The organism is Bradyrhizobium sp. 40 (assembly GCF_023100925.1).
Classification (GTDB): Bacteria; Pseudomonadota; Alphaproteobacteria; order Rhizobiales; family Xanthobacteraceae; genus Bradyrhizobium.
In genome coordinates this window covers 6,216,906-6,231,654 of sequence record NZ_CP064688.1, presented here as the reverse complement: position 1 = coordinate 6,231,654, position 14,749 = coordinate 6,216,906, and the positions used below count along the sequence as shown (strand labels likewise).

Annotated in this window: 15 protein-coding genes; 8 read left to right on the top strand and 7 right to left on the bottom strand. The window is 64.2% G+C overall.

The window, feature by feature from the left end; genetic code table 11:
- Positions 1–118: 118 nt before the first annotated feature.
- A complete protein-coding gene (locus IVB40_RS29810) occupies positions 119–1,288 on the bottom strand; it encodes an MFS transporter (protein WP_247817145.1) in 1,170 nt (389 codons plus the stop codon).
- A 112-nt stretch (positions 1,289–1,400) separates the two neighbouring features.
- Here IVB40_RS29810 and IVB40_RS29805 point away from each other — a divergent pair, with 112 nt between their 5' ends.
- A complete protein-coding gene (locus IVB40_RS29805; protein WP_247817144.1) occupies positions 1,401–1,772 on the top strand; it encodes a helix-turn-helix transcriptional regulator in 372 nt (123 codons plus the stop codon).
- Positions 1,773–2,051: 279 nt separating this feature from the next.
- Here the strand turns inward: IVB40_RS29805 and IVB40_RS29800 are convergent, their stop codons facing one another.
- Complete coding sequence (locus IVB40_RS29800) at positions 2,052–2,753, bottom strand: class I SAM-dependent methyltransferase (RefSeq protein WP_247282519.1); 702 nt, start codon at positions 2,751–2,753, stop codon at positions 2,052–2,054.
- A 113-nt stretch (positions 2,754–2,866) separates the two neighbouring features.
- Between IVB40_RS29800 and IVB40_RS29795 the strand changes: the two genes are divergently transcribed.
- Positions 2,867–3,391 (top strand): DNA starvation/stationary phase protection protein, encoded by a 525-nt coding sequence (locus tag IVB40_RS29795; protein ID WP_027565316.1) that lies wholly within the window; start codon positions 2,867–2,869, stop codon positions 3,389–3,391.
- Positions 3,392–3,514: 123 nt separating this feature from the next.
- Here IVB40_RS29795 and IVB40_RS29790 read toward each other — a convergent pair whose 3' ends face one another.
- Together IVB40_RS29790 and carA are read right to left on the bottom strand one after the other, a co-directional pair.
- Positions 3,515–4,036, bottom strand: a complete 522-nt coding sequence (locus IVB40_RS29790; RefSeq protein WP_247465916.1) for a hypothetical protein — start codon at positions 4,034–4,036, stop codon at positions 3,515–3,517.
- Positions 4,037–4,164: 128 nt separating this feature from the next.
- A complete protein-coding gene (gene carA, locus IVB40_RS29785; RefSeq protein ID WP_247817143.1) occupies positions 4,165–5,355 on the bottom strand; it encodes a glutamine-hydrolyzing carbamoyl-phosphate synthase small subunit in 1,191 nt (396 codons plus the stop codon).
- A 44-nt stretch (positions 5,356–5,399) separates the two neighbouring features.
- Between carA and IVB40_RS29780 the strand changes: the two genes are divergently transcribed.
- The 4 genes from IVB40_RS29780 (at position 5,400) to IVB40_RS29765 (ending at position 9,807) form a co-directional block, all read left to right on the top strand.
- Complete coding sequence (locus IVB40_RS29780) at positions 5,400–6,230, top strand: alpha/beta hydrolase (protein ID WP_346283271.1); 831 nt, start codon at positions 5,400–5,402, stop codon at positions 6,228–6,230.
- Positions 6,231–6,263: 33 nt separating this feature from the next.
- A complete protein-coding gene (locus IVB40_RS29775; protein WP_247282516.1) occupies positions 6,264–6,719 on the top strand; it encodes a GatB/YqeY domain-containing protein in 456 nt (151 codons plus the stop codon).
- Between the two features lie 221 nt (positions 6,720–6,940).
- Positions 6,941–8,077: an epoxide hydrolase family protein gene (locus IVB40_RS29770; RefSeq protein ID WP_247817141.1), complete on the top strand. Its 1,137-nt coding sequence runs from the start codon at positions 6,941–6,943 to the stop codon at positions 8,075–8,077.
- Positions 8,078–8,196: 119 nt separating this feature from the next.
- On the top strand, positions 8,197–9,807 hold the full coding sequence (locus tag IVB40_RS29765) for an acyl-CoA synthetase (protein WP_247817140.1): 1,611 nt from the start codon (positions 8,197–8,199) through the stop codon (positions 9,805–9,807).
- 14 nt (positions 9,808–9,821) lie between these two features.
- Here the strand turns inward: IVB40_RS29765 and IVB40_RS29760 are convergent, their stop codons facing one another.
- Positions 9,822–12,050 (bottom strand): ATP-binding protein, encoded by a 2,229-nt coding sequence (locus IVB40_RS29760; protein ID WP_247817139.1) that lies wholly within the window; start codon positions 12,048–12,050, stop codon positions 9,822–9,824.
- 313 nt (positions 12,051–12,363) lie between these two features.
- On the opposite strand from IVB40_RS29760, the gene IVB40_RS29755 reads away from it, so the two are divergent.
- On the top strand, positions 12,364–13,137 hold the full coding sequence (locus tag IVB40_RS29755; RefSeq protein ID WP_027565309.1) for a DUF2189 domain-containing protein: 774 nt from the start codon (positions 12,364–12,366) through the stop codon (positions 13,135–13,137).
- Between the two features lie 27 nt (positions 13,138–13,164).
- Here IVB40_RS29755 and IVB40_RS29750 read toward each other — a convergent pair whose 3' ends face one another.
- Both IVB40_RS29750 and IVB40_RS29745 read right to left on the bottom strand, forming a co-directional pair.
- Positions 13,165–13,356 carry a hypothetical protein gene (locus tag IVB40_RS29750; RefSeq protein WP_027565308.1) on the bottom strand — a complete coding sequence of 64 codons (192 nt, stop codon included), beginning with the start codon at positions 13,354–13,356 and terminating at the stop codon, positions 13,165–13,167.
- Positions 13,356–14,162 (bottom strand): transglutaminase family protein, encoded by an 807-nt coding sequence (locus IVB40_RS29745; RefSeq protein ID WP_027565307.1) that lies wholly within the window; start codon positions 14,160–14,162, stop codon positions 13,356–13,358. The genes IVB40_RS29750 and IVB40_RS29745 overlap by 1 nt, the downstream gene beginning before the upstream one ends.
- Before the next feature lie 364 nt (positions 14,163–14,526).
- On the opposite strand from IVB40_RS29745, the gene IVB40_RS29740 reads away from it, so the two are divergent.
- Positions 14,527–14,748 carry a hypothetical protein gene (locus IVB40_RS29740; RefSeq protein WP_247282510.1) on the top strand — a complete coding sequence of 74 codons (222 nt, stop codon included), beginning with the start codon at positions 14,527–14,529 and terminating at the stop codon, positions 14,746–14,748.
- The last annotated feature ends 1 nt before the right edge of the window (position 14,749 follow it).

Below are 14,749 nucleotides of genomic sequence, written 5' to 3'. Positions count from 1 at the left end.
CACAAAAAAAGGGCGCGCCTGCTGCGCGTCCCTTTGGCCGAGAGCGCGTTGGTCCCCCTCGCGCGCGGGGTGGGTCTTAGACCAGTTTTCAGGGCGGCGAAACCCCGAAAAACGCCCATCAACCGGCAATTTTGACGGGTTTTGGCCGGGCCTGCCAGCCGCGGGCGAGATGGACCAGAAGAGCCGCCGAAACGCTCAATCCGCCGACCCAGCCCAGATCCGCCGGGCTCCACGCCGCAAGCACGGCGCCGCCCAAGGCTCCGCCGATCGCAAAGCCGAGATACATGGCCGAGGCGTTGAGCGAGAGCGCGATCATCGAGGCCTGCGGCTCGATCCGGATGATGCTGGCGACCTGAGCCGGGTAGAACGCCCATCCCGAGATGCCCCAGAGGAAGATCGCGCCCAGCACCGCATAATGCGCCTGTCCCGGCATCAGCTTCAGGGCCAGCGAATGCAGGATCAGCGCGCTGGCCATGCCGGCAAGCCCGAGACCTGCTGTGGCGAGCGTGCCGAGCCGGTCGGCCAGGACGCCGCCGAGCATGTTGCCGATCGCGGCCGCGCCGCCGAACACCAGCAGCGCGAGGCTGATCTGCGAGGCGTCGAATCCAAGGCCGTGCAGCGGGACCGCGAAATAGGTAAACACGGTGAAGCCGCCGAGCGCCCATAAAATCGTGATCAGAAGCGCGACCAGGACATTGCGGTGACGCGCCACCGCCAGCCGATCGCTGAGCGAGGCTGTGTTGCGCGGCAGGCCGCGGGGCAGGCCGAGCAGGAGGCCGGCGAGCGCAACGGCGCCGATCAGGGCGACCATGGCAAAGGTCGCGCGCCAGCCGAGCAGGCTGCCGACGAGATTGCCGAGCGGAACGCCGATGACGGTCGCAACCGTGAGGCCCGAGGTGACGAGTGCCACTGCGCGGCCGCGCCGCTCCGGCGCGGCGACGGCCACGGATACGGCCAGCGCGGTCGGCATGCACAGCCCGGAGCCCAACGCCATCAGCATGCGCGAGGCCAGCAACAGGGCGTAATTCGACGCCACCATGGCCGCGAGGTTTCCGGCAATGAAAGTCGATAGCGCCAGGGCCAGCACGGTGCGGCGGTCGATATTGTTCAGCGTCACCGCCAGGATCGGCGAGCCGACCGCGTAGGCGAGGGCGTAGGCCGTGACCAACTGGCCGGCGGCGGGGACGGAAATTGCCAGGTCGGTTGCGATCGACGGCAAAAGCCCAGCAATGACAAAGCCTTCCGTGCCGATCGCAAAGGCCGCCAAGGCCAGCCAGAATACGCTCATCAGGAAAGTCCCTATGTTCAACGTTTATTGAACTATCGGTGGGACCGGGTCGGGAGTCAATTAGTTCAAGAACTATTGAACATCGAGGCCATTTCGCTATGCTCTTCAGACCATGAGCCGCACGCCTCCTCACCCTACCCGCGAGCAGATCGAACTGCCGATGGTCCTGGATTGCCTGAGCGATCCGATCAGATTGGCGATCGTGTACCAGCTCGCCCAGCAGGAACCTGTCAGTAGCGAACTCTGCTGCGGCGACTTCAACGCGCTCAGCGGCAAGTCGAATCTCGCCTATCACTTCGCCAAGCTACGCGAATGCGGCCTGATGCAGACCCGCGTCGCCGGCACCAACCGGTTCGTGCGCCTGCGCCGCGACGATCTGGACGCACGCTTTCCGGGCCTGCTTGATGCCGTCATCACGTCCGCGGCAAAGGATGCCGACCGGCTGCGGCTGCTGTCGGAGCGCGATGTGGTTGAGGCTGATTGAGGATTGGGCGGCCAGTCCGTCTTCGCTTGCGCTTCGCTCAAGCTACGCCGGACACGCTTCGTCCCTTCGGGTCTCGCGTGGCTGCATCACGCGTAGCCCCGCAGGGCGAAGCGTGGAGACCCGGCCTGGATTTGAACCAGGATAAAGAGCGATGCATCGCCCTCGCGTAGACACTTCCGCCACCGGGCCGCGGCGATCATTACTGATCGGGGTGCGACAAGCCACCTCAGGCAGACGTTATGCTTAACGAACTCAGGAAGCTTACCGAATCCGAGAGGTTTACCGAACTAATGGTGGGCGCGCGACGAACGTCATGCGCCAGCTATTGTGGCCGATATTGCGGTGAGCGCGCTGGACCGTGAAGCCGGCGGTCTTGAGCTTGGCGGTGATCTCCTCCTCACTGTAGCGCTGCAGCCCGATGCGCGTGCGCAGCTGACGGTAATCCGACAACGCGGTGCTGATCAGCCCGATCAGCGCATCTTTCAAAAAGCCGTGACGAAGGCCGAAGCTGAGTAGCGCTGTGACGTCCCTGAACATGCCGACATTGGGCTGGAGGATGTCGCCGAGCACCAGCTTGCCGGAGGGCTTCAGGATGCGGCGGAAGTTGAGGAGCGCGGCGTCGAGCTCGTCCGGCGCCATGTATTGCGCGACCGAGTTCATCACGACGAGATCGATCGACTGCTCCTGCATGTTGTGGACGTCATCGAGCGAGCGGACGCGGATTTTCGTGTTCGGGGCAAACCGCGCGATCAACCGGCCGCGCACGCCGGGCGCGGGCTCGGCGAGGATCAGCTTGCCGCAGACAGCCGCGACCTGGCTCGCCGACAGCGCCTCGCCGCAGGCATAGTCGAGCACGGTCGCCTCGGGCGAAGAAATGTAGCCGATGATGTCCCGGGCGATGATCTGGAAGTGCAAGTCGCGATGCAGCTTGCTGACATAGATCGTGTGCGTCGAGTCGTAGTAATCGATCCAATCGTCCATGGTATTCGAGGGCCCCGGCTAAACGGTTCCGCTGAAGGAACCGGCGCTGCCCGCCTGCGTTAGGGGTGCGGCGGCGCGCCGTCAATATCTGCGTCCTAACAGGAAGGTTTCCCGTGAGCAAAGCCCCACAAAAGGTCTCGCCCGACCTCGATACACCCACCGATCTGTCGTCCCAGGCGGTCAACAAGGTTTCGGAGGCGCTCAACGTGCTTCTGGCAGACGCGTTCGCGCTGTATCTGAAGACCAAGAATTTCCACTGGCACATCAGCGGCCGGCATTTCCGCGATTATCATCTGCTGCTTGACGAGCAGTCCGACCAGATCTTCGCCACCACCGACCAGCTCGCCGAGCGCGTCCGCAAGATCGGCGGCGTCACGCTGAAGTCGATCGGGCAGATCGCCAAGCTTCAGACCATCAAGGACAACAACGAAGACTATGTCCCGCCGCGCGAGATGCTGCGCGAGCTGATGCAGGACAACAAGCATGTCGCCGCGGCAATGCGCAAGGCACACGAGGTCTGCGACGACGCCGGTGACGTCGCCAGCGCCAGCATCCTCGAAAACTTCATCGACGAGACCGAGCGCCGCACCTGGTTCCTGTTCGAAGCTACGAGACAGGAGGGCGCGAACGAGGCGTAGGTGACGCTGTCGTAGGGTGGGCAAAGGCACGCTCTTCGCGCGCCGTGCCCACCATCTATCCGCAGTTCAAACTGTTTGGTGGGCACGCTTCGCTTTGCCCACCCTACGGCACCGTCTTTGTAGCTACCGCCACAACCGCATCAACGCTCCGTCCTTCCCCGTCACCGGATCGGCCGGCGGCAGCGCGACGTTTGGAATCGTCTTCAGCGTTTTCGCGTGGTTCTCGGGCGTTGCGCGGGTGACCTCCATCTTCGCACCCGGCGGATAAGCGCCGATCACGCAGAAATCCTCGCTCGCCTTGATGCGTTGGTGACCTGTGCCGGCGGGCAGGATCGCGACGTCGCCGGCCTTGATCTCCAGCTCCTGGCCATGGTCGCCGCCGAAGCGGACGCGCGCGCTGCCACGCGCAACGCCGAGCACCTCGTGCACCGTCGCGTGATAATGCAGATAGTCGAAGACGCCATTGCGCCACGTGCCGCCCCAGCCGTTCGCTTCGAACAAGCGTTCGATCGTCTCTTCCGGCTGTCTGGAATCGAGCTTCACCGCGGCTTGGTAGACCAGGAAGGGGAGGATATTGTTCGGCACGAGCCCGTCATCCTCAAACACGATGGCGAGCGGCTCGGCATTGTCGCGGACGACGGACATAAGGGGCTCCTGCGTGAGCGTAGCAGGGATCAACGAAGGGAGCTAAGCAGCGTTCCTTTGACGAAAAAAGCCCAGGACCAGGCCCGGGCTCTTTGTCATGACGTTAGTTGCGAAAGAGCGCGCGCGCCTTACGCGCTCTTCTTCTGCCGCATCAGATCCGCAAAACGCTGGAACAGATAGTGCGAGTCGCGCGGACCCGGCGAGGCCTCGGGGTGGTACTGCACCGAGAACACCGGCTTGCCGTCGAGCTGGATGCCGCAATTGGAGCCGTCGAACAGCGAGATGTGGGTCTGCGTCGCGCCCGTCGGCAGGGTGCTCTCGTCCACGGCAAAGCCGTGGTTCATCGAAGTGATCTCGACCTTGCCGGTGGTCTCGTCCTTCACGGGATGATTGGCGCCGTGATGGCCCTGGTGCATCTTCTTGGTCTTGGCGCCGACGGCGAGGCCGAGCATCTGATGGCCGAGACAAATTCCGAATGTCGGCGTGCCCGACTTGATCACGTCCTGGATCACGGGCACGGCATATTTGCCGGTCGCGGCCGGATCGCCGGGACCGTTCGACAGGAACACGCCGTCCGGTTTCATCGCCAGGATGTCCTCGGATGACGTCGTTGCCGGCACCACCGTGACCTTGCAGCCGACGCCGGCGAGCAGGCGCAGAATGTTGCGCTTGATGCCGTAATCGATGGCGACCACGTTGAACTCAGGCTTGTCCTGACGGCCAAAGCCCTTGTCCCAGAGCCAGGGCGTTTCGTCCCATGTGAAGCGCTGGCCGGAGGTGACCATCGGCACGAGGTCCATGCCCTCGAGGCCGGGCCATTCGCGCGCTTCTTCCTTCAGGCCGTGCAGGTCGAACTCGCCATCCCTGGCGTGTGCGATCACGGCGTTGGGCATGCCCTTGTTGCGGATCAGCGCGGTCAGCGCGCGGGTGTCGATGCCGGACAGGCCGATGATGCCGCGGGCCTTCAGCCACTGGTCGAGGTGCTTGGTGGCGCGGTAGTTCGAGGGATCGGTGATCGCGGTGCGCAGGATCACGCCGCGCGCGCCGGGCGTCGCGGCCATGTTCACCGTCTCGATGTCGTCGTCATTGGTGCCGACATTGCCGATATGCGGGAACGTGAAGGTGATGAGCTGGCCGGCATAGGAGGGATCGGTGAGGATCTCCTCGTAGCCGGTCATCGCGGTGTTGAAGCAGACCTCACCGACGGCTTGGCCTTCGGCGCCGAGGCCAAAGCCTTCCAGCACCGTGCCATCGGCAAGCACCAACAGCGCGGTCGGTTTGTGGTCCGGCCAAGCGTGATCGTTATCATGTTGTGTCATGAGCCCGGTTCATAGTCCCCGCGGGCGCCGACGTCAAAGCGGAGATGCGCCGATTCACATGCGTTTTTGCATATTTGACAGGTCGCCTTGGGTCCCTAAGCTCCGCGGCACAATTTCCGGCAAATTCGGGGGCTTGGGAGGCAATAATGGACCAGACGATGCCGATTCTGCTGGTTCCGGGATTAGCTTCCTCGGCCCGGATTTATGCGCCGGTCATCCCGTCGCTCTGGCGGTTCGGCCCGGTGATGGTCGCCAACCATATTCGCGACGACAGCATGGCAGCGATCGCCCGGCGTGTGCTGAGCGAGGCGCCGCCGCGCTTCGCGCTCGCCGGTCATTCCATGGGCGGCTACATCGCCCTCGAGATCATGCGCCAGGCACCCGAGCGGGTAGCAAAGCTGGCGCTGATCAACACCCAGGCGCGGCCCGACACGGAGGAGGCGACCGCGCGCCGCCGCGGTCTGATGGAGCGGGCCAGGCGCGGCGAGCTGCGTGCCGCGCGCGAGGAAATGTTTCCCGAACTGGTGCATCCCTCGCGCCGCGACGATTCCGGAATTCGCCAGCTCGTCCACGAGCAGGGCGAGGACGTCGGCGTCGAAGGCTATCTGCGACAGCAGACCGCGATCATCGCGCGGGTGGATTCACGGCCGACGCTTGCGACGATCAAATGCCCGACATTGGTGCTGACGGGCGATGCGGACAACACGATTCCCAACGCACTCTCGAAGGAGATGGCGGAGGGCATTGCCGGTGCAAGGCTCGTCGTTTTGGAGGATTGCGGACACCTGCCGCAGCCGGAGCAGCCCGCGGCGACGGTGCGCGCGCTGGTCGAATGGCTGGGACCCCCGGTTGTCTCAGGGCCGCGAACGGCCTAGATCAGGCCTCGGATATGCTAGGGGAGCACGATCATGCTGCGCGACGACATCAACAATGCGGTCAAGGAGGCCATGAAGGCCAAGAACGAGCGCAAGCTGTCCACGCTGCGCATGGTCAATTCGACCATCAAGAACGCCGACATCGAGGCGCGCGGCAGCGGCAAGCCGCCGCTCTCGGACGCGGACCTGCTCGGCGTGTTTCAGAAGATGATCAAGCAGCGCCAGGAATCGGTCGAGCTCTACGAGAAGGGCGGCCGTGCCGAGCTCGCGGCGCAGGAGCGCGAGGAGATCGCGGTGATCTCGGCGTATCTGCCGAAGCAGATGTCGGACGACGACGTCAAGAAGGCGATCTCGGATGCCATCGCCGAGACCGGCGCCGCCGGCATGAAGGACATGGGCAAGGTGATCGCCGTGCTGAAGACGAAGTACGCCGGCCAGATGGATTTCGGCAAGGCGTCCGGTTTGGTGAAGGCTGCTCTGACGGGCTAGTTCTTGCCCTCTCCCCTTGTGGGAGAGGGGGGATCGCCGCGTAGCGGTGAGACGGGTGAGGGGTCTCGCTGCGCGTGTGCCACTCTCACGACAAGAATTTGCCGACAGAAACCCCTCATCCGGCGCTTCGCGCCACCTTCTCCCACAAGGAAGAAGGGTGCACCTTTGATGCGGCGCCCGTTCGGTCTACTCTCTCCCGATAGACAAATCGGGAGCAACCGATGACTGCCATCAAGCCGTTTCGCATCGCCATCAGCGACGACATTCTCACCGACCTCAAATCGCGCCTCGCCCGCACGCGCTGGCCGGAGGCGGAGCTGGTCGACGACTGGAGCCAGGGTGCGCCGCTGAAATGGATCCAGGAGATCTGCGCCTATTGGGCTGATGGCTACGACTGGCGCGCGCGCGAGGCAAAACTCAACCGCTTCGAGCAGTTCACCACCGAGATCGACGGGCTCGACATCCACTTCCTGCATGCGCGCTCGAAGGAGCCGTCGGCGCTGCCGCTGATCATCACCCATGGCTGGCCCGGCTCGATCGTCGAATTCCAGAAGGTGATCGCGCCGCTGGTCGATCCTGTCGCGCATGGCGGCAATCCCGCCGATGCTTTCCATGTCGTCTGTCCGTCGCTGCCGGGCTTTGGGTTCTCCGGCAAGCCGAACACCACCGGCTGGGGCGTCGATCGTATCGCCGCGACCTGGGCCAAGCTGATGGACCGGCTCGGCTATATCAGTTATGGCGCGCAGGGCGGCGACTGGGGCTCGGCGGTGACGACCTCGCTTGGCATGCAGGACGGCGAGCATTGCGCCGGCATCCACGTCACGCTCGCCTTCAACGCCGCGCCGAAAGTCGAGGGCGAACCGACGCCGGAAGAGAAGCGCGCGCTCGCCGGCCTCAAGCATTATGTCGACCTCGACTCCGGCTATTCGAAGCAGCAATCGACGCGGCCGCAGACACTCGGTTACGCTCTGACCGATTCGCCGAGCGGACAGGCGGCCTGGATTTTGGAAAAATTCTGGGCCTGGACCGATTGCAACGGTCATCCCGAAAACATCTTCACCAAGGACGAACTGCTCGACAACGTCATGCTCTATTGGGCGACGGAGACGGCGACCTCGTCTGCGCGGCTCTATTGGGAAAGCTTCGGCAAGCGCCGGACCTCGCCGGTCGTCAAGGTGCCGACGGGCGTGGCAGTCTTCCCCAAGGAGATCATCACGCCGGTGCGGCGCTGGATGGAGCCGAACTTCCGCAACATCACGCATTGGAGCGAGATGGAGAAGGGAGGCCATTTCGCCGCATTCGAGCAGCCGGAGCTGTATGTCGGCGAGGTCAGAAAGTTCTTCCGGACGGTGCGCTGAGACGCATTCTCCGTCAGGCCCGGGCTTGTCCCGGGCATCCACGCCCTTAAACTCGGGTCAAACAAGAACGTGGATGGCCGGGACAAGTCCGGTCAAGACGACGCTGCCGGGAAACGACCATGCTCACCGAAGCCAACACCTATGACGAACTCTACAGCAATTTCCACTGGGAGATCCCGGCGCGCTTCAACCTGGCGGAGGCCTGCTGCGATCGCCACGCCGACGGCACCGGCCGGCTGGCGCTGGTCTATCTCGACGAGAACGGCGCCATCACGCGCACATCCTTTGACGAAGTTGCGGAGATGTCGCGCCGCTTCGCCAATGTGCTGAAGGCAGATGGTCTTGCCCGCGGCGACCGCGTCGCGGTGTTCCTGTCGCAGTCGCTGGAGCTGCCGATCGCGCACATGGCCGCGTTCCGTTCGGCGATGATCTCCATTCCGCTGTTCGCGCTGTTCGGCGAAGACGCGCTGGAATTCCGTCTGTCGAACTCGCAGGCCAAGGCGATCGTCACCGACAAGGCGGGCTGGGAGAAGCTTTCGAAGATTCGCGACCGTCTGCCGGAGCTGAAGAATGTCTACATCGTTGCCGAACGAACGCCGACGGGCACGACATCGTTCTGGGATTCTGTCAAGGCGGCATCGCCCGACTTCACGCTGGTGGACACGTCTGCAGACGATCCCGCGCTGATCATCTACACCTCGGGCACGACAGGCAATCCGAAGGGCGCGCTGCACGCACACCGCGTCGTGCTCGGGCATCTCCCCAATGTCGAGATGTGCCACAACTTCCTGCCGCGCCCCGGCGATCTGATGTGGACGCCGGCGGATTGGGCCTGGATCGGTGGCCTCATCAACGGCCTGTTCGCGTTCTGGTATCACGGCATTCCCCTGGTCGGCCACCGCGCGCGAAAGTTTGAGCCGCAAGCGGCGATGCAGATGATGGCCGATCTCGGCGTGCGCAATGTCTTCCTGCCGCCGACCGCGCTGAAGCTGATGCGGCAGGCCGGCGTGACGCATTCCGGAGTCAAGCTGCGCAGCATCTTTACCGGCGGCGAGTCCCTCGGCGGCGAGCTGCTCGGCTGGGTGCGCGAGACTTTCGGCGTCGACGCGCATGAGGTGTTTGGCCAGACCGAATGCAATCTCGTGATCGGCAGCAACGCGAATCTGTTTCCGATCCGCCCCGGTTCGATGGGCAAGGCGACGCCGGGTTTCGATGTTCGCATCGTCAACGACAGAGGCGAGGAGCAGCCACGTGGCCAGCGCGGCATCATCGGCGTGCGCCAACCCTGTCCTTGCACGATGCTCGAATACTGGCGCAATCCGGAGGCGACGGCGAAGAAATATGCTGGCGAGTTCCTGCTCACCGGCGATCTCGGCGTGCAGGACGAGGACGGTTACTTCTGGTACGTGAGCCGCGAGGACGACGTCATCACCACCGCCGGTTATCGCGTCGGTCCGTCCGAGATCGAGCACACGCTGATGAAGCACCCGGCGGTGGCGATGGCGGCGGTGGTCGGCATTCCCGATCCGATCCGCACTGAATCGATCAAGGCCTGGATCGTGCTGCGCCCGGGCTTCGCCGCCGGCGACGCACTCGCGCGCGAGATCCAGGAGTTCGTCAAGGTGCAACTCGCCGCCCACGAATACCCGCGCTTCGTGGAGTTCGCGGAGACACTGCCGATGACCGCCACCGGAAAGGTGCTGCGGCGCGAGCTGCGAGCGCTCGGGTAGAGCACATCGTCATCTCACCGCTGCGGCGTCGACAGCGCGGATCGCAGCATCGCGGCGAGGTCTCGCCGCCGGAACGGCTTGGTCAGGATGCGGGCATCGCCGATCCCGTCGGGCGCCTTGACCGGATTTTGGCTGTAGCCGGAGGTGAAGAGCACCTTGAGCCCGGGCCGCAACTGGATTGCTTGCCTGGCAAGCTCCGGCCCGAACATGCCGCCGGGCATCACGACGTCGGTGAACAGCAGGTCGATGTCCGCGGACTGGCGCAACAAGTCGAGCGCCGCCGGGCCGCTTGCGGCCGTGATGACGCGGTAGCCGAGCGCCTTCAGCTCGCTTTCGACATAAGTCCGAACCATGTCGTCGTCCTCGACGACGAGAATGGTCTCGCTTCCTTCGCGCGTGACGATCCCTTCGGCGGGTGAGGCGTCCTCGTTTGGCGGTGCCGCTAGGCGGGGAAAGAACAGCCTGACGGTGCTGCCTTGTCTCGGTGCGGACTGCATCTGCACCAGCCCGCCGGACTGCCGAACAAACCCGTAGACCATGCTCAGGCCGAGCCCGGTCCCCTTGCCGACCTCCTTGGTGGTGAAGAACGGCTCGAACGCCCGGCTCGCCACCTCGGCAGTCATGCCGCTGCCGGTGTCGGTCACGGCCACCATGACATAGTCGCCCGGTCGCGGTTCGGCGTTGATGTCCAAGTCGGATTCACCGAGCGACACGTTGCGCGCCTCGATGGTCAGCTTGCCGCCCAACTGCATGACATCGCGCGCGTTGAGCACGAGATTGAGCAGGGCCGTCGTCAGCTGGCCGGGATCGACGCTGGTCAACCCCACATCCGGTTCGAGCACGAAAGCGCATTCGATGTGCTCGCCCAGCGGCCGGCGCAACAACGCCTCCATCTCCTGAATCTTCTCGCTAATGTCGATGTCTCGCGGCCTCAGGGGCTGCTTGCGCGCGAAGGCGAGCAGGCTCCGCGTCAGGTCGGAGCCGCGCTCGGCGGCTGTTGCGATGTCGCCGGCGATCCGGTGCAACTCCTTGTTCCCCGCCAGCCTGTCGGCAAGGTGTTCCGAATTGCCGAGAATGACGGTGAGGAGATTGTTGAAGTCATGCGCCACGCCGCCGGTGAGCTGACCCATGGCCTCCATTTTCTGGGATTGGCTGAGCTTCTGGTTGAGGTCCGCGATGGCCGCGCGTTGCTGCTCGAGCGACTCGGCAGTGCCATTGAGCAGGGTCATCAATCCCCCCAGCTCGCCGCGCGGATGGGGTGGAGGAATTCGCGCGCTGAGATCGCCGAGCCCGAGTCGCTTCGCCATGCTGGCGAGTCGCCCGACCTGGCGCCCGACGCTCACGGTTGCGAGGATCCATACGCCGGCCAGCAGCAGCAGCAAGGCCACCGCGAGGATCGCCATGTCCTCGTAGAGCCGGCGATTCGCCGCCGCGACCAGTCCGTCCTTGGACCGTCCGACCAGGATGAAGAGGCCGGCATCACGGATCGAAGGCGAGTGGGCGACGGCCCAGACCTGCGTGCGGCCGTCGCGATCGGTCACTTCCTGAAATGCCTTTTGATCGGGAGCCGTCGCGAAGCGGAGCAGGTCGGATCCCGCAATCGACGCGCCCACGGGCGCGGTCCAGCCGGCTGTCGAGGGGGCGACGAGAACGGTGCCCTTGGCGTCGATGAGCAGGACATCCTTCTCGGCGAGCAGCCGCTTGTGGTGATACTCGGCGAATTTGCGCAGGTTGAACGAGGCGAGCAGCACCAGCTTCAGAGCGCCCGCCTCCGATCGCACCGGATATGCAATCTGGAGCACCGATATTCCGGTCAGCCGGCCGAATACCGGCTCAACCACGACGCTGCGCGAGACCAGGGCCTGCTTGAAATAGGCTCGATCCCTCAGATCGAGGGTGCGGTTGGTCCGCAGCGAGTCGCAGAACAGGCTGCCGTCCGGATCGATGGTCAGGATTCCCGTGAACTGAGGGTATTCCTCGCGCACGTCCGATAGAAACGCCGAGCACGCCGCCTTGTCGCGCGTGTCGAGGTCGCGCGCGCGGGCCAGACCGTAGTGAAGCTGCGCGGTTCCTTGAATCTTCTCACTCAGATCGCTGGCAATGTCGTCGGCCGAGGCCGCCAGATTGGCCAGGGCGGCGTTGATTTCACTGCTCCGGTTCTGCACGAAACGGAGCCCGACGAGGCTCGCCGGCACCAGCATGGCCGCGATGACGAGTATCAGTAGCCGGGTACGCAAGCTCATCGGTCGGACGGTCCAATCTGGTCATCGCGCGCTCGTTCAAGGACCCAATTTGCGGCACCACGCTCCGTTCAGTCCATAGGCAACGGGCCGAAAAAGTCCTCGACGGGGAAAGATTTCGAGCTAGTTGCAGCACGGATGAGCTTCTCGAAAGGAGCGCCGCCGACGGCGCGATGGCTTTCTCGGGTCTGTGCCGGCGGCCTCGGGATACCGTCGTCCGGCCGTCAACTCGCGCGTGCGCGCCGGCCGCGGGGACGCTAAGATCGAGGTCATCCGCGTGCGACGGAGATCGCACCGGCTAAGGAGGAGGGAGCTGATGTCCATTTCGGGCAAGGTCGATCCGGTGGTGCGTCCCGTCGCGGCGACCGACATCGCCGAGGCGCTGGTCGAGGGCCTGCGTGATTTCCAGGCGCTGCCGCTTTACGGCCTTTGCTTCGGCGCGCTCTACGCCACCGGCGGCATCGCCATCATGCTGTGCTTCACCGCGTTCGGCATGGTCTATCTGGTCTATCCGCTGGCCGCCGGCTTCGCGCTGCTCGGGCCATTCGTGGCGATCGGGCTCTATGAAGTCAGCCGTCGCCGCGAGCGCGGCGAGCCCGTCTCGCCCGGCGCGATCTGGTCGGCCGTGCGCGCGCGCAGCGAGATCGGCTGGATGGCCTTCGTCACGCTGTTCGTCTTCGTGGTCTGGATGTACCAGGTGCGGCTTCTGATCGCGCTGCTGCTCGGCCTGCATGCCTCGTTCTCGAGCCTGCAGGAGTTCATGACGGTGGTGCTGACCACGAACGAGGGCTTGCTGTTCCTCGGCATCGGCAACGCGGTCGGCGCGGTGCTGTCGCTGATCTTGTTTTCGCTGACCGTGCTGTCGTTTCCGCTGCTGCTCGACCGCGAGGTCGATTTCGTCACGGCGATGGTGACAAGCGTGCGCGCGGTCGTCGCCAGCCCGCTGCCGATGATTGGCTGGGCCGCGGTGATCGTGATGGTCCTGATCGTCTCGGCGCTGCCGTATTTTCTGGGGCTGGTGGTGACGCTGCCCGTGCTCGGGCACGCGACCTGGCATCTTTATCGGCGGATCGTGGTGCCGGTGGCGTAACAGTGAGCCGGACGCAACGGCAGCGAACTATTCGCCCGTTGCCAGCCGGCGCTCGCCTGATGAGGTCAGTTCGAGTTCACCGAGGCGCCTGACCGCATAACCGAGGTTGGTCAGCCGCTCGCCGTGCGCTTGCGGAATTTCGCCTTGCGCCTTGCCCTTGCCGATCTCGGCCAGCGACGCAAATTCATCTGCGCTAAGCGCAACGCTACTGTCTGTCATCAGGCAACTTCGTCGGTCCATACTTTGAAATTGAGCAGCTTATTCGGACCGAAGGTCTGGGTGATCGGGACGTCCGCGGCATCGCGTCCTTGCGCGATCAGCACGCGGCCGATCCGCGGCGTGTTGTTGCGGGGATCGAACATGTGCCAGCTTCCGCCGAGATAAGCCTCGAACCAGCCGGCGAAATCTCCCACGGCCCAGGGCTTCGGCGTGCCGATGTCGCTGAGATAGCCGGTGCAGTAGCGCGCCGGGATGTTCATGCAGCGGCAGAACGCGATGGCAAGATGAGCATAGTCGCGGCACACACCCTTGCCTTCGTCGTAGACTTCCCGCGCCGTCTTGGTTGCGCGCGCGTGCTCATAGCCGAAGGCGATGTGACGATGAACGAAATCGCAGATGGCCTGGACCCGCGCCCAGCCGGGCGGCGTGTGCTCGAACAATTTCCATGCGATATCCGACAGGCGATCGGTCTCGCAGTAGCGACTGCCGAGCAGATAGACGAGCGTGTCGGTCGGCAGTGCCTCGACGGCGTGCTGAACTGCGTTCGGAAACGCCGGGTCGGGCAGGCCGCTGTCGCTCACGACCCCATCGCCGGCAAGGCGAAAGGTACCGGCCGGCGCTACGATACGGCTGCACCAATTGCCGAAGAGGTCGCGATAGGGAGTGATTGGCACCGAGGGTCTGGTGGTCACCAGGTCGGGCACGATGACATCGGAGGCGCGGGTGAAGTGCGTGCCCAACACCATGATCATAGGCGTGGGCTGCGGGAATTCGTACAGCATCTCAAACCCGACGCGGAGCTTCATACGTTTTTCCCTTGGCTAGGCTCCCAACATGGCTACGAAGCGGCCGATCACAAGGCTTCGACGGCTTATTCGGTCGCGAACGGCAATTAGCGCTTCAAAAGCGCGGCACGGGCGAGAAAACGATAGCTAATTGCGGCGATTGCGCGCACGGTGCCGACAACGTCGGAAAGAACCTGTCGTCTCTGCGCATATGCAGCGCCACGACTATTCGCGCGACGTGAAGCGCCTCATTCCCTCGCACTGGCGGAGCCGACTCATCGCGACGTCGCAACAGCGGTCGTTGCGTATATTGCCCGCTCCAGCGGTGAGGCGGACGCGGCACGCCCGTGCCGCGGACGCCTGAAGGTTTCACCGCGATTCGATCATGAGATCGAACGCCAACCGAAAGCACCCGATGCAAACTCAACCGATGCAAGCTCTCTCGCCACGGCACGTCAAGACAGAAGAAGCGCTCCGACTCGGCGTCGAGTCGGGCTGGTACGCGATCAAGGTCAGCGGGACCTTTGTCTCGGGCCCGCACGTTTCGGAAGCGGATTGCAGTCGCAAGATCGACGAAATCAATCCGCCGGTGAAGAAGAAGCGGTGAC

Bases quoted from the DNA above. Each gene is read 5' to 3' on its own strand.
- IVB40_RS29760 (WP_247817139.1), bottom strand. From the start codon at position 12,050: ATGAGCTTGCGTACCCGGCTACTGATACTCGTCATCGCGGCCATGCTG.
- IVB40_RS29775 (WP_247282516.1), top strand. From the start codon at position 6,264: ATGCTGCGCGACGACATCAACAATGCGGTCAAGGAGGCCATGAAGGCC.
- IVB40_RS29780 (WP_346283271.1), top strand. From the start codon at position 5,400: ATGCGCCGATTCACATGCGTTTTTGCATATTTGACAGGTCGCCTTGGG.
- IVB40_RS29790 (WP_247465916.1), bottom strand. From the start codon at position 4,036: ATGTCCGTCGTCCGCGACAATGCCGAGCCGCTCGCCATCGTGTTTGAG.
- IVB40_RS29770 (WP_247817141.1), top strand. From the start codon at position 6,941: ATGACTGCCATCAAGCCGTTTCGCATCGCCATCAGCGACGACATTCTC.
- IVB40_RS29800 (WP_247282519.1), bottom strand. From the start codon at position 2,753: ATGGACGATTGGATCGATTACTACGACTCGACGCACACGATCTATGTC.
- IVB40_RS29750 (WP_027565308.1), bottom strand. From the start codon at position 13,356: ATGACAGACAGTAGCGTTGCGCTTAGCGCAGATGAATTTGCGTCGCTG.
- IVB40_RS29810 (WP_247817145.1), bottom strand. From the start codon at position 1,288: ATGAGCGTATTCTGGCTGGCCTTGGCGGCCTTTGCGATCGGCACGGAA.
- IVB40_RS29745 (WP_027565307.1), bottom strand. From the start codon at position 14,162: ATGAAGCTCCGCGTCGGGTTTGAGATGCTGTACGAATTCCCGCAGCCC.
- IVB40_RS29740 (WP_247282510.1), top strand. From the start codon at position 14,527: ATGAGATCGAACGCCAACCGAAAGCACCCGATGCAAACTCAACCGATG.
- IVB40_RS29805 (WP_247817144.1), top strand. From the start codon at position 1,401: ATGAGCCGCACGCCTCCTCACCCTACCCGCGAGCAGATCGAACTGCCG.
- IVB40_RS29765 (WP_247817140.1), top strand. From the start codon at position 8,197: ATGCTCACCGAAGCCAACACCTATGACGAACTCTACAGCAATTTCCAC.
- carA (WP_247817143.1), bottom strand. From the start codon at position 5,355: ATGACACAACATGATAACGATCACGCTTGGCCGGACCACAAACCGACC.
- IVB40_RS29755 (WP_027565309.1), top strand. From the start codon at position 12,364: ATGTCCATTTCGGGCAAGGTCGATCCGGTGGTGCGTCCCGTCGCGGCG.